Here is a 13,545-nt window from a genome sequence, read left to right on the forward strand (position 1 = left end):
TTCAGACAGGCAAAATACCATAAGGCCGTCTGAAAGGTTTCAGACGGTCTCGATGCGTGTTAAATATCCAGTTTCGGATACACCGGCTGCCACATGGCATCCTGTACGGCCTGCACCCAGTTGTCGTGCGGTTTCGCCGCCACGCCGTCTTTGACCGCCTGTTTGGCCACCGCCACCGCCACGGTAGCGGAAGAAGCGCGCAGATTATCGACCGGCGGCAGCAGCGATGCACCCAAATCGGTAGGGTTCACTTGCGAGGCCACCGCTTCGGCGGCGGCCAGCAGCATGCCGTCGGTGACGTGTTTGGCACCGGAAACAATGATGCCGAGGCCCAAGCCGGGATAGAGCAAAGCGTTGTTGCCTTGGCCGATCTAGTAATTGACGCCGTTGTACGCCACGGGCGGCACGGGAATGCCGGTGGCGATCAGCACCTTGCCGTCCGACCAGCGTACCGCATCCTCCGGCATCACTTCGATGCGCTCGGTGGGGTTGGACAGCGGCAGCAGAATCGGCCGCTCCACGCCGGCGGCCAGGGCTTTCACCACCGCTTCGTTGAATGCGCCGTGGTCGGTGGAGGTGCCGATCAGAATGGTGGGCTTGATTTGCTTCACGGTTTCCAACAAGCCGATTTTGTCGCCGTTTTTGCCTTTTTCACGCGCCCAGGCGGCCACTTCGGCGGCGGGGCGTGCGTATTCCTGCTGGTAATCGGGCAAATCCTGCATATCGTCGGTCACCAGGCCGTTGATGTCGATCAGCCACACGCGTTTTTTCGCTTCTTCGCGGCTCAAGCCTTCGCGCTCCATCGCCGCGCTGATCTGATCCGCCATGCCGGTGCCTGCCGTGCCTGCACCGTACACCAGCAGGCGCTGTTCGGCAAAGCTCTGTTTGGTCACTTTCAAACCGGAAATCACCGCCGCCATCACAATCGCACCGGTGCCCTGCATATCGTCGTTGAAAATCCGATACTGATCGCGGTTTTGCACCAGAATATGGCGCGCGTTGGAGGGGCCGAAGTCCTCGAAATGCAGCAGCGCATCGGGGAACAGCTCGGCGGCGGTTTACAGGTGGCCGAAATCCTACAAATCGGCAACGAAGCCGTATCGCGCATGGAACGCGGCCTGATTATGCCCAATGTTGCGCGGCTGATGGAGTTGGCGGAGATTTTCCAATGCACCGCCGCCGACCTCATCGCCGACGGCAGCCCGCGCCTGTTCGACAAAACCCATCATCTGCATCTGATGATGTCGGAATTGGCCGAACACGACCGCGAACTGATGCTGCACTTTCTGGAACGTTTTACCCTGCGGCTCAAACAGGCACAGGCGTAATGACGTTAGGAATATCAGTCAGAAAGCCGTCTGAAAAACAAGAACAACACTTGTTTTTCAGACGGCCTCTAATATTGCACCACTAAATCTACGCCTTATTTTTACTGCTGCGTTTGGTGCCCGCTTTACTGCTTTTCGTTACTGCCGGCTTTTTCCTGCCCGAAGTATTTTTAGCGGCGGTTTTGGCGTTTTTTTCTGCCTTCGGCTTAATGGTTACGCTTTTGCCGCGGCTTTTGGCGGTTTCTTTGGCAGAGGCCGTCTGAACGGCGGCTTTTTTGCCACGCTTTTTCGGCACTTCGCCTCCGCTGATTAAGGCAAGGTCGATTTTGCTGGTGTCCAAATCGGCACGCACCACTTTAACGGTTACGCGGTCACCCATATTGAAGTGCACACCGCTGCGTTCGCCCTCCATGGCCATGATTTCGGGGCGGAAATTGAAATAGTCTTCGCCCAAATCGCTGATGTGCACCATGCCTTCGATATGGATGCCTTCGAGCGTAACGAAAATGCCGAAGTTGGCCATGCCTGAAATGCGGCCTTCAAACATTTCGCCCACTTTGTCGCGCATATAGTAGGTTTTCAGCCAATTTTCAACATCGCGGCTGGCGTCGTCGGCGCGGCGTTCGCAGAACGATGTGTGCACGCCCAACGCCTGCCATGATTCGGGCTTATATTTTTCCTGCTTCAACACGGCCTTGATGGCACGGTGGACCGTTAAATCGGGATAACGGCGGATGGGCGAAGTGAAATGGGTGTAGGCTTCATAGGCCAGGCCGAAGTGGCCGTGGTTATCCGGCTCATAAACGGCCTGCTGCATCGAACGCAGCATCATCACTTGCAAGAGTTCGGCATCGGGGCGGTTTTTGAATTGTTCGGCCAGTTTGGCGTAGTCTTTGGGGGCGGGGTTGTCGCCGCCGCCCAAATGCAGGCCGAGCAGGCCGAGCTGTTCGCGCAGGGTGGTAAGTTTTTCGGGCGTGGGGCCCAAATGGTTGCGGAACAGCGAAGTGTGTTTGTTTTTCAATAAAAACTCTGCCGCGCACACGTTGGCCGCCAGCATACACTCTTCAATCAGTTTGTGGGCATCGTTGCGGACAACCGGCACGATGCGTTCGATTTTGCCGTTATCGTTGAAAATCATCTGTGTTTCGATGCTTTCAAATTCCACCGCGCCGCGCTGGTGGCGTTTTTTCTGCAAAATCTTAAACAGTTTGTATAGGGTGTCGATTTGCGCTTTGTGCGGATAATCGCCGCCCTGTTCTATCCAATTCCAAACTTGGTTGTAGGTGAGGCGGGCGTGCGATTTCATCACGGCGGGGTAAAACTTATATTCTTTGATGTTGCCGGCATACGTTACCACCATGTCGCACACCATGCACAAGCGCTCCACATCGGGGTTGAGCGAACAGATGCCGTTCGAGAGATTTTCGGGCAGCATGGGAATCACGCGGCGCGGAAAATACACACTGGTGGCGCGTTCGCGCGCATCTTTGTCGATGGCGTCGTCGGGGCGCACATAATGGCTCACGTCGGCAATCGCCACCACCAGGCGGAAGTTGCGGCCTTGTTTTTCGGCATAAACGGCATCGTCGAAATCTCGTGCGGTTTCGCCGTCTATCGTTACCAGCGGCAGGCCGCGCAAATCGACGCGGCCTTTGGTATCCTGCGGGCGGACACGGTCGGGAATCTTGGCGGCCGCCTGTTGGCAGGCTTCGCTGAAAATGTGCGGCAATTGGTGCTTGCGCACGGCGATTTCGATTTCCATGCCGCTGTCGGCATAATCGCCCAACACTTCGATTAATTTGGCCACGGCCGGGCGGTGGCCGTCGGGATAGCTCTCGATTTCGGCCACCACCACCTGCCCCGATTCGGGCTTCATTTCGGCCAGCCCTTCAGGCTCGAGCACGATGCTTTGGGTGAGGCGGCGGTCTTCCGGCTCTAAAATGGCAATGCCGCGCTCCACATAAAAACGACCCACCACTTGTTTTTGGGCGCGCTCAACGATATCCAGCACCTGCCCTTCGCGACGGCCGCGGCGGTCGGTACCGGCGGGGCGTACGGTAACGATATCTCCGTGCATCAGCCCGCGCATCTGGCGCTCGTAGAGCACGAAGTCGCCCTCTCCGGTGGGAACCAGCGGCACGGCGAAACCGAAGCCGTCTTTATGCGCTTCGACACGGCATTTCACCAGCGCCAATTTGTCGGCCACGCACACCGCGCCGCGGCGGTTGATCAGCACTTGGCCGTCACGCGCCATCGCTTTGATGCGGCGCTCGAAAAATTCGTATTCTTCGTCGGTTATCGACAGTTTTCCCGCTAATGCGGCAATTTGCAGCGGCACGCCTTCGCTTTCCAATAATTCGATAACCCACTCACGGCTGGGCAGCGGGTGCTCGTAACGTTGGCGCTCACGCGCTAAAAACGGGTCTTTCTCACGTAAACTGAGTAACTTAGTATTTTTCTTCATTTCTATGATTGACAATCTTTGAGTTAAATATATAATGCACATCTCTTTGCGGTTAGCACTTTAACCGAAAGCAAAGATTAAAGCAAAGCCCAGGTGGCGGAATTGGTAGACGCGCTAGCTTCAGGTGCTAGTGTCCTTACGGGCGTGGAAGTTCGAGTCTTCTCCTGGGCACCATAGGTTTTCAACCCTGCTTTGCTTTACAACAACAGATTGGCCCAGGTGGCGGAATTGGTAGACGCGCTAGCTTCAGGTGCTAGTATCCTCACGGGTGTGGAAGTTCGAGTCTTCTCCTGGGCACCATTCGAATAAAAAATCTCCGGCTTGATGCCGGTTTTTTTATTGTCCGCAGTTTGCAAAGGTTTCGGCACGCCGCTTGCCCCTATATTACAATACCGAGGCCGTCTGAAATGTTTTCAGACGGCCTCGGTTGTTTTCACAGGGAGCAATGCCATGAAAGTTTATACCGCCGCCGAAATGCGCCGCTACGAACAGGCCGCCGTGGAGGCGGGCACGAGTTTCGAACAACTGATGGAAAACGCCGGCCAGCGCGCCGCCGCCGATTTGCTGCGTCGGCTGCCGATAGCCGGCCGCGCGCTGGTGGTGTGCGGCAAAGGCAATAACGGCGGCGACGGTTTGGTGATGGCGCGGGTGTTGCAGCAACACGGCTGGCAGGTTGACGTTGCGTTTGCGCTGGGCAGGGATTTGTCGCCGCTGGCCGAACTCAATCTCAAACGCTTAGCCGGTTTGGGCGGTATCGGATTTGTTGACGCCGAAATATCGGCAGGCCGTCTGAAAGCGGCCTACGATGTGGTTATCGAAGGCATTTTCGGCACAGGCTTTACCGGCAGCCTGCCCGATTCCGTTGCCGCCGTCTGCCGCCTGCTTAATCTTTCAGACGGCCTGAAAGTGGCGTTGGACATACCCACGGGCTTGAACGGCGATACTGGCGAAGCGGATAATGCTGCGTTCCGTGCCGATATCACTTACACATTTGCCGCCTTCAAACCCGCACACTTGAGCGAAGCGGGCAAATCTTTGTGCGGTGAAATCGTGTGCGTGGATATTATTTAGGCCGTCTGAAAAAAATTTGGCCGGTTTGAAACTTCAGGCGGATTCACGAAAATAATCTTCTTTGCGGCTGCTTCTGCCGTACACCGCTTCGCGCGCCTGCCGCACGCACAAACGGTTGTAGGTAACGCGCTGGCGCTGGTTGCCGTCGAACACGGTTACTTCCGCCGCAGGCGGCGGAACATGGTCGGCAAAATTCTGCGCCACCGCCTGCCAACGCTGCCGCGGCATATGCACCACCGCAAACATATCGGCGGCAATGCTCACGCCCACGGTGAATGTTTGGTTGGACGTTTGCTGGCAGAAGCCGGTGTCGGCAAAAAAACAGCATTCATGCTCGCCGTCGTAGCGGAACAGCTCGATTTTCACCGCATCAGGTTCGGCAAACAATGTGCCGAACAGCCGTTCAAACAAAGAAGGCTGCATCACGCCGTCGCTAAGCATGCCGTAGAGGTTGGCCAGCCAGCGGGTGTAGCCTTCGGGCGAAAATGCAAACGTGCTCAATATGCGCGCCAGCCGCGGCTGCGGCCTTTGCGCAATCAGGGTAACGAACTCGCTGCCCACTTCGGGCAGTTGCGACAACACGGCTTGGTGCAGGCCGTGGGCGAGCAACGTGTTGTGGCAGTAGGGATTTCGGAAAATACCCAACAATTTCAGCTGCAACACCCGCCATAATGCCTGCGGCGCCTGCTGCCTACCGCTGCGGATGGTGCGCAGAAAGTTACAGGCATCTTCATAGCCGCTTTCGTGGCGGCTGAACCAGTTTTCCAGATTGTATTGGCTGCCGCCGTTGCCTTCCACAAACGACAGCGTATAGAGATTGTTGGCTTCGAGATTGTTTTCGATGTTCACGCTTTCGGCCGAGCCTTTATAGGGCTTTTGAAACATGGAAAGCGAAAAGCGGTAAACGTTTTGGTTTTGCGGATTCACATTGCGGTTGAACGCATGCTGGCGCTGCTCGGTCTGCGCGATGAAGTGGTGGCCTTTGGTTACATTGGCGGTAAGCAACGCATAAGGTTTTTCTTCGCATTGTGGCGGCTCGCAGTCGCTTAAAATAAACGCTCTTTTCATGTTTTCAGACGGCCTCGGTCAGCAGGGTATGCCCCATGATAACCGCACGGCAATAATCTGCAAATATCCGGCATGAAAAAACGGCCTGAGCAGCTTGCCAAACGCTCAGGCCGTTTTGTATTCCGCAGGTTAATCAACCAAATTCACCGTACCGCGCATCATCGCCAAATGGCCGGGGAAGGTGCAGAAAAACTCATATTTGTTGCCGGCTGAAAATTTGCCGGTGTCCACTTTAATCGTGGCCTCTTCACCGCCGCCGATCAGCTTGGTGTTGGCGATAATACGCTCGTCGCCTGCTTTGATGAAGTCGTTTTCAGCGCCCGCGGTTGCGCCGTCTTTGGCCACACCGTCCACATCTTCGGATTTCGCAATCACAAGGTCATGCCCCATGGCTGCTTTGGGCATGGTGCCCATATGCTTCAGAGTGATGGTATATTCCTTGCAGCTTTTGCTGATGTTGATTTCGGTTTTGTTGTATTTCATATCGTCGCCGGCCTCAATCACCGTTTGACAGGCCGTGTCGGCAGAAGAAACGGCGGCAGGCGCAGCATCAGATGCAGCCGGCGCGGTCGGTGCAGATGCGGTGGGTGCGGCCGACTCTTGCGAACAGGCCGACAAAGTTAAAGCAGCAGCAGAAATTAAAGCTAAATAAATTTTCATTATGGTTCCTTTGGTTAAATCCACATTATTCCGCCCCAACAGCAAACTGCCGTTGACGCACTATATTTCGTTGTTTGCACCGCCGGGCAGGGTTTATTTGCATATGGCAAATGAAAACGTGCCAAGTTCCCTAACGGCAGCGGTTTTACGCCCGCAGCGGGCGGCCACAGGTTCGGCTATATTTAGTGCGGCTATATAACGAACCGGTTTTCCGCATACCGGAAAATATTGATCCGCTATATAATTCGCGAAGAGGCCGTCTGAACACCCACACGAGAAAACCATGTCTGCATTTGCCGTTACCAACACCGTTTTAATCGCATTCTGCGTTTTTCTGGCGCTACTCGCTTGGTCGCGCGGCAAAGCACGCAGCAAAGCCTATTTCGAGCAGGTATGCCGCCACGCCGCCACCAAACCGTGGCTTGAGGCCAATCTCTCCGAAACCGAGTTGGACAATATCCGCAAAACGGCCAAGCATTTCGGCATAGCACAAACACAGGCCAAACAGCTGATCGACCGCTACCGCCAAAACCGTTTGTAACCGCTTTCAATCAAAACGGCTTGAATGGTGCACCATTTAACCGCAGTTAAATTAACGCAACCTTAATAACTTCCAAATATATAAAAGCAAAGGCCGTCTGAAAATCGTTTCAGACGGCCTCTTGGTGCCGGAAAGACTTTACGGACATATCGCAAAACCACTTAGTTCAGTCATACCCGGACTTGACCCGAGTATCTCAATGTTGCTGAAACTCAAGATACTCGGGTCAAGACTGAGTATAGCGTATGCATTTTTCTTAAATCAACTGGCTATATATGCCGCTCACACTCCGGCCTGCAATTTTTCGACCGCCAGCAAATAAGGCGGCCGGTTTTTGCGGTTGATAAAACCGTATTTCAACACGGCATATTGCCGTTGTGGCAAATCCTCCGCCCATGCTTCCACGGCATTTGCCTCTCTATATCCGGCATCATGACCGGGATAGAGTACCGCTGCCAGCAGTCCGCCCGGCTTCAACAGCGCCAATGCGGCATTTAAGGCGCGTATGCTGGTGTCGGCTTGGGTGGTTAACGTTTTGTCGCCGCCGGGCAACCAGCCGAAATTAAACACCGCAGCCGCCAATGGTTCGCCGATATATTCCGCCAATGTTTCATGCCCCGCACACACATACTCCACCTGCGCCTGTATGTCGGCATCCGCCAAACGGGCGGCAGTTTGTGCCAGCGCCTGCTCCTGCACATCAAACGCCCACACCTTGCCTTTCGCACCGACGCACTCGGCCAGCAGCAAGGTATCGTGGCCGTTGCCGGCGGTTCCGTCGAGCACGCTTTCGCCGGGGCGGATGCTGCGGCGCAGTAAATCGTGAGTGAAAGGCAGAATATTGTTTAACAGCATCGCATGGCCGTCTGAAAAACAGCGTAATAAAAAATACCTTACCGTGTCGGATTCGGTAAGGTATTTTTTATGCCTGCCTTATTCGGCAGCCTGTTGGGTTTCCACTTGAACGGGGGCTGCGGCCTGAGATTGTTTGTGTTCGTGCTGCAAGCTCACCGCGCGTGCCGGAACAATGGTGGAAATGGCGTGTTTGTAAACCATTTGCGTTACCGAGGTGTTGCGTAACAACACAACATATTGGTCGAACGATTCAACCTGCCCCTGAAGTTTGATGCCGTTTACCAGATAAATGGAAACCGGCACGTGCTCTTTACGCAAAGCGTTCAAAAAAGGATCTTGTAACATTTGCCCTTTAGCGGTCATTTTTATACTCCGTTATTATGGTTTTGAAATATTCGGGAAAACACTTGCCGATTGTAGCCTTGAATGCGTTTTTTTACCAACCTTATTTCGGTAAGAATATGCAAACGTTTTCGGCTCTGTTCCGAAAAGCTTTTAATTAGGATAGCAATACTGCGGTAAAGTTCAGTCGGTTACGCAGATATTCCGATAAAATGCCGCCGGTTTAAACAGATGAGTCTGTTTTATACCGCCGGCACAAAAGCAAACGGCTGCCCAAGCAGCCGTTTTTTTCAACCTAAGTGTAAACGCGCTTCTTATTTGGCAGGTTTAGCAGGCTTGGCAGGAGCTTCGGGAGCCGCAGGCACAGCGGGAGCCGCAGGAGCGGTAGCGGCAGCAGCCGGACGCTCGAAGCCTTTGTCTTTCATGCAGGCATCGAAAGCAGCGCGGTCTTGGGTGTTGCCCACGGTTTGCTGGCACTCTTGCAGAGCTTGCTCAACGGTGATGTTGGTAGTTTCGGGCGCTTTGTCTTTGTTGCTGGAACAAGCGGTCAGGGCCAGGGTTGCGAAAGCGGCAGCGATTAATACTTTTTTCATGAATCAAATCCTTTCAATTGGAATGGTTTTCAGCCGCCCGTGAAGGGACGGGCAGGCATGAACGGCATAAAGCCATAAAGATGCAGAATGAGCTGCATTGTGTAGTCAGAGTGGCTTCGCCTTATTAAGTTTCCAAAAAATCGAAAGGAAATGCTAATATTTTTTTACGAAAAGCCGGTCGCATGTTAAAAAAACAAATTATTTACAATAAAATGTTTTGACAGTGAACTTTATTCAAGCCGCGCAAACAATCGAGGCCGTCTGAAACCTTATTTTCAGACGGCCTCTCAAGCAGATTTCACATTATGATGGGCAGAGCTTAGTCTGCAACCAGCACCACTTTCATCGCGCCGTTTTCGGCAGCGTGTTTGAACACATCATAGGCCTTTTCCAGCTCGCTGAATTTAAAACGGTGGGTGAGCATTTTGGTATAGTCCACCGAACTGGCCGAAATCGCTTTCATCAGCATTTCGGTGGTGTTGGCGTTAACCAAACCGGTGGTGATGGTGAGGTTTTTGATCCACAGTTTTTCCAGTTTGAAATCAACCGGCACACCGTGCACACCCACCACGGCCAGATTGCCGCCGGGTTTCACAATATCTTGGCACATATTCCAGGTAGCGGGAATGCCCACCGCTTCGATAGCTACATCCACGCCGTCTTCGCCGACGATATCGATAACCTGTTTGGCCACATCTCCGGAGGCCGGGTTGATGGTGTGGGTGGCACCCAATTCTTTCGCCAGTTTCAGGCGGTTTTCGTCCATATCGCACACAATCAGTACCGAGGGGCTGTATAACTGCGCGGTCAATAATGCAGACATACCCACGGGGCCTGCGCCGGCGATAAATACGGTGTCACCCGGTTTCACATCGCCGTACTGCACACCGATTTCGTGAGCGGTGGGTAGTGCATCGCTCAACAGCAGCGCCACTTCTTCGTTCACATTATCGGGCAGCGGAATCAGGCTGTTGTCGGCATAAGGCGTGCGCACATATTCGGCCTGCGTGCCGTCAATCATATAACCAAGAATCCAGCCGCCGTTGCGGCAGTGCGAATACAATTGAACCTTGCAGTTGTCGCAAGTGCAGCATTTGCTCACGCACGAAATGATAACTTTATCGCCTTTTTTAATGTTTTTTACTGCCGAACCCACTTCTTCAACGATGCCGATGCCTTCGTGGCCGAGAATGCGCCCCGGCTCGATTTCGGGATTTTTGCCTTTCCAAATGCCTAAGTCGGTGCCGCAAATGGTGGTTTTCACGATTTTCACCACCGCATCGGTGGGGTCGATGATCTGCGGTTTGGGTTTTTCTTCAAAACGGATGTCACCCGCACCGTAATAAGCCATTGCTTTCATGTTTTATCCTCTCAAAATTGTTTGTTGGACGTTACTACGCTTCCGTTTATAGAGCAAACTTTCTTATGCGTCAAATTTATTGTAGAAATTCAATATGTTATACCATAACAAAAGAAATCAGCATAATAAAACAGGCCGTCTGAACGTTTCAGACGGCCTGCTTATATTTATTAAGCGCAACACTTTAATTAAATAAATTGCCCTTACCCGGCCGTTTGCACCAATTCCAGCGAAGCGGCCAGCAACGACAGGCGTGCCATCACACCGTACACATACAGGCGGTTGCACTCGCAATCCGGATTGGCGGAATTGGTTTGCGGCACGCCCAGCGAATCCCATTGGGCGAACACACGTTTGCAGCGCTCTTCGCTGCCCTCTTCCGCACCCGCCACCGGAATCGCCTGGTTCAGCGGCACGAACACCATGCCGCCCGCATTCAGGTTTTCATCGTTGGCGCGCCCTTCGTGCACGCGGAAAAAGCCGCCGATAACGAAACGGTCCATCATATACACCACCGGTTCGGAAACCGCACCGTCGAGCGTTTCATAAGTGTAGATGCCTTCCTGCACAATCACTTCGCTCACTTCCAAGCCTTCTTTGATTTTGGCCATTTTATTGCGGTTTTTGCGGTTCAGGCCGCGCACTTCGTCGGCCGATTTCACGCTCATCACGCCCATGCCGTAAGTGCCCGCATCGGCTTTCACAATCACAAAAGGCTTGTCGGCAATGCCTTTTTCATCATATTTGGCTTGGATTTTCGCCAGCATCCGCTCCACCGCTTCGGCCAGCGCGTCTTCGCCTTCGCGCTCCTGAAAGTCTAGGCCGCCGATTTGCTCGAAATACGGGTTGATGTGCCACACGTCTATGCCCAGCAGTTCGGCAAATTCGGCGGCCACTTGGTCGTAGGCGGCAAAGTGTGCGGTTTTGCGGCGGGTGGTCCAACCGCCATGCAGGGGCGGCAGCACGGTTTGGACGATGCCCTGTAAAATTTCCGGCACACCGGCCGATAAATCATTGTTCAACAACACCAAACAGGGCGAAAAGCCGTCGGCCAGATGCACGCGTTCGCGGGTGCGTTGCAAAGGCTCGAGCAGGATTTTATCGCCCAGCGCAGTTTCAAACTCGGTGGCTTCGGTAATTTCGGGGTTCAGGCTGCCCAAGCGCACTTCAAAGCCCGCCGAGCGCAGAATATTGGCCAGCGCATACACATTTTGCAGATAAAACGTATTGCGGGTATGGTTTTCGGGCACAATCAGCACCGACTTGGCCTGCGGGCAGGAACGCTCGACCGCGTCTTGCGCGGCGTGCGCCGCCAGTTGGATAAAATTCGGATTCAGGTTGTTGAAACCGCCCGGAAACAGGTTCATATCGATTGAAGCCATTTTATAGCCGGCGTTGCGGATATCGACCGACCCGTAAAAAGGCGGCTTGTGCTGCGCCCACTGCTGGCGGAACCAAGCTTCGATTTTGGTTTGATTGCTTAAGATTTTTCTTTCAAATTCTTGAAGTTGTGCAATATAAGTGCTAGACATCACGGGCAGCGACATGGTTTCCACCTAAATTAAAAATCGTTAACCCCCGCATGATAGGTTTTTCAGACGGCCTATACAAGCACCAAGATGGTTTATCGATAGTATACTAAGTTATAAACAAGACAAAATGTCCAAAATTTTTAGCCGATTCCAGCAAAAAACCACGTCAAACAATTTTTTAGACATTTTGCTTGCATTCCGCCCCGCAAATCGCTACCATCATGCGATATTTTCTTTGATAACAAAAGCACAAACCATGAAACCGCAAACCCTTTACGACAAACTTTGGAACAGCCACGTTGTTCGCGAAGAAGAAGACGGCACCGTTCTTCTCTACATTGACCGCCACCTTGTGCACGAAGTTACCAGCCCGCAAGCCTTCGAAGGCCTGAAAATGGCCGGCCGCAAACTGTGGCGCATCGACAGCGTGGTTTCCACCGCCGACCACAACACCCCCACCAACGATTGGGACAAAGGCATCCAAGACCCGATTTCCAAACTGCAAGTCGATACGCTAGACAGCAATATCAAAGAGTTCGGCGCGCTGGCTTATTTTCCGTTTAAAGACAAAGGTCAGGGCATTGTGCACGTGATGGGCCCCGAACAGGGCGCCACCCTGCCCGGCATGACCGTGGTTTGCGGAGACTCGCACACTTCCACCCACGGCGCATTCGGCGCGCTGGCGCACGGTATCGGTACTTCCGAAGTCGAACACACCATGGCCACCCAGTGCATTACCGCCAAAAAATCCAAATCCATGCTGATTAAGGTAAACGGCCGTCTGAAGCCCGGCGTTACCGCCAAAGACGTGGCCTTATACATCATCGGCCAAATCGGCACCGCCGGCGGCACCGGCTATGCCGTCGAATTCGGCGGCGAAGCGATTCAAAGCCTGAGCATGGAAGGCCGCATGACCCTGTGCAACATGGCCATCGAAGCCGGTGCGCGCAGCGGCATCGTGGCGGTCGACCAAACCACCATCGATTATGTGAAAGGCAAACCGCTCGCCCCCAAAGGCGAAGATTGGGAAAAAGCCGTTGCCTACTGGCGAACGCTGGTGTCCGACGAAGGCGCGGTTTTCGACAAAGTTTACGAGTTCGATGCCGATAACATCGAACCGCAGATTACTTGGGGCACTTCGCCCGAAATGGTGCTCGATATCAACGGCAAAGTGCCCAACCCTGCCAACGAAGCCGATCCGGTCAAACGCAGCGGCATGGAGCGCGCGCTGGAATACATGGGCTTGACCGCCGACACCCCGTTAAACCAAATTCCCGTTGACGTGGTGTTTATCGGCTCCTGCACCAACAGCCGCATCGAAGACTTGCGCGAAGCCGCCGCCGTAGCCAAAGGCCGCCAAAAGGCCGCCAACGTCAGCCGCGTATTGGTGGTGCCCGGCTCCGGCTTGGTAAAAGAGCAGGCCGAGCGCGAAGGCTTGGACAAAATCTTTACCGAAGCCGGCTTCGAATGGCGCGAACCGGGTTGCTCGATGTGCCTGGCCATGAATGCCGACCGTCTCGCGCCGCAGGAACGTTGCGCCTCCACCTCCAACCGCAACTTCGAAGGCCGCCAAGGCAATGGCGGGCGCACCCATTTGGTTAGCCCCGCAATGGCCGCCGCCGCCGCAGTTGTCGGCCATTTTACCGATGTGCGCAGTTTGTAAAGATATGCAGGCCGTCTGAAAAACTTTCAGACGGCCTGTTTCGGAAAATTGTTTTTTAGAACAAACTT

The 13,545-nt window shown here is 53.9% G+C and carries 12 protein-coding genes, 2 tRNA genes and 1 pseudogene; 6 read left to right on the top strand and 9 right to left on the bottom strand.

Annotated elements, in window-relative coordinates:
- Window positions 1-59: 59 nt before the first annotated feature.
- A pseudogene (gene maeA / locus NQ012_RS00260) lies at window positions 60-944 on the bottom strand (oxaloacetate-decarboxylating malate dehydrogenase).
- Window positions 945-989: 45 nt separating this feature from the next.
- Between maeA and NQ012_RS00265 the strand changes: the two are divergent.
- Window positions 990-1,328, top strand: a complete 339-nt coding sequence (locus NQ012_RS00265; RefSeq protein WP_257065428.1) for a helix-turn-helix domain-containing protein — start codon at window positions 990-992, stop codon at window positions 1,326-1,328.
- A gap of 88 nt (window positions 1,329-1,416) precedes the next feature.
- Here NQ012_RS00265 and rnr read toward each other — a convergent pair whose 3' ends face one another.
- Complete coding sequence (rnr, locus tag NQ012_RS00270) at window positions 1,417-3,792, bottom strand: ribonuclease R (protein ID WP_373566621.1); 2,376 nt, start codon at window positions 3,790-3,792, stop codon at window positions 1,417-1,419.
- Between the two features lie 87 nt (window positions 3,793-3,879).
- Between rnr and NQ012_RS00275 the strand changes: the two genes are divergently transcribed.
- The 3 genes from NQ012_RS00275 to NQ012_RS00285 all read left to right on the top strand — a co-directional run bounded on the left by NQ012_RS00275 (window position 3,880) and on the right by NQ012_RS00285 (window position 4,863).
- Window positions 3,880-3,966: transfer RNA gene (locus NQ012_RS00275), tRNA-Leu, on the top strand.
- A gap of 39 nt (window positions 3,967-4,005) precedes the next feature.
- Window positions 4,006-4,092 (top strand) — tRNA-Leu (locus NQ012_RS00280).
- Window positions 4,093-4,242: 150 nt separating this feature from the next.
- On the top strand, window positions 4,243-4,863 hold the full coding sequence (locus NQ012_RS00285; protein WP_257065432.1) for an NAD(P)H-hydrate epimerase: 621 nt from the start codon (window positions 4,243-4,245) through the stop codon (window positions 4,861-4,863).
- Between the two features lie 33 nt (window positions 4,864-4,896).
- On the opposite strand, the gene NQ012_RS00290 is transcribed toward NQ012_RS00285, so the two are convergent.
- Window positions 4,897-5,931: a hypothetical protein gene (locus tag NQ012_RS00290; protein ID WP_257065433.1), complete on the bottom strand. Its 1,035-nt coding sequence runs from the start codon at window positions 5,929-5,931 to the stop codon at window positions 4,897-4,899.
- A 129-nt stretch (window positions 5,932-6,060) separates the two neighbouring features.
- Window positions 6,061-6,591, bottom strand: coding sequence for an azurin (gene azu / locus NQ012_RS00295; protein ID WP_257065434.1), 531 nt, complete (start codon window positions 6,589-6,591; stop codon window positions 6,061-6,063).
- A 283-nt stretch (window positions 6,592-6,874) separates the two neighbouring features.
- Here azu and NQ012_RS00300 point away from each other — a divergent pair, with 283 nt between their 5' ends.
- Window positions 6,875-7,132: a hypothetical protein gene (locus NQ012_RS00300; protein WP_257065435.1), complete on the top strand. Its 258-nt coding sequence runs from the start codon at window positions 6,875-6,877 to the stop codon at window positions 7,130-7,132.
- A 282-nt stretch (window positions 7,133-7,414) separates the two neighbouring features.
- Here NQ012_RS00300 and NQ012_RS00305 read toward each other — a convergent pair whose 3' ends face one another.
- The 5 genes from NQ012_RS00305 to gshA all read right to left on the bottom strand — a co-directional run bounded on the left by NQ012_RS00305 (window position 7,415) and on the right by gshA (window position 11,829).
- On the bottom strand, window positions 7,415-7,987 hold the full coding sequence (locus NQ012_RS00305) for a class I SAM-dependent methyltransferase (RefSeq protein ID WP_257065437.1): 573 nt from the start codon (window positions 7,985-7,987) through the stop codon (window positions 7,415-7,417).
- A gap of 78 nt (window positions 7,988-8,065) precedes the next feature.
- Window positions 8,066-8,350, bottom strand: a complete 285-nt coding sequence (gene hfq, locus NQ012_RS00310; RefSeq protein ID WP_085364882.1) for an RNA chaperone Hfq — start codon at window positions 8,348-8,350, stop codon at window positions 8,066-8,068.
- Between the two features lie 293 nt (window positions 8,351-8,643).
- On the bottom strand, window positions 8,644-8,922 hold the full coding sequence (locus NQ012_RS00315; RefSeq protein ID WP_257065439.1) for a hypothetical protein: 279 nt from the start codon (window positions 8,920-8,922) through the stop codon (window positions 8,644-8,646).
- Window positions 8,923-9,241: 319 nt separating this feature from the next.
- Window positions 9,242-10,282, bottom strand: coding sequence for a zinc-dependent alcohol dehydrogenase family protein (locus tag NQ012_RS00320; protein WP_115336313.1), 1,041 nt, complete (start codon window positions 10,280-10,282; stop codon window positions 9,242-9,244).
- 203 nt (window positions 10,283-10,485) lie between these two features.
- The gene (gene gshA, locus NQ012_RS00325; RefSeq protein WP_257065440.1) at window positions 10,486-11,829 is read right to left on the bottom strand and encodes a glutamate--cysteine ligase; all 1,344 of its coding nucleotides are present in this window, start codon (window positions 11,827-11,829) and stop codon (window positions 10,486-10,488) included.
- Between the two features lie 241 nt (window positions 11,830-12,070).
- Between gshA and leuC the strand changes: the two genes are divergently transcribed.
- Window positions 12,071-13,477, top strand: a complete 1,407-nt coding sequence (gene leuC / locus NQ012_RS00330) for a 3-isopropylmalate dehydratase large subunit (RefSeq protein ID WP_257065441.1) — start codon at window positions 12,071-12,073, stop codon at window positions 13,475-13,477.
- Window positions 13,478-13,545: the final 68 nt, after the last annotated feature.

Origin of the sequence: Neisseria dentiae, from assembly GCF_024580525.1 — a bacterium.
Lineage (GTDB): Bacteria > Pseudomonadota > Gammaproteobacteria > Burkholderiales > Neisseriaceae > Neisseria > Neisseria dentiae_A.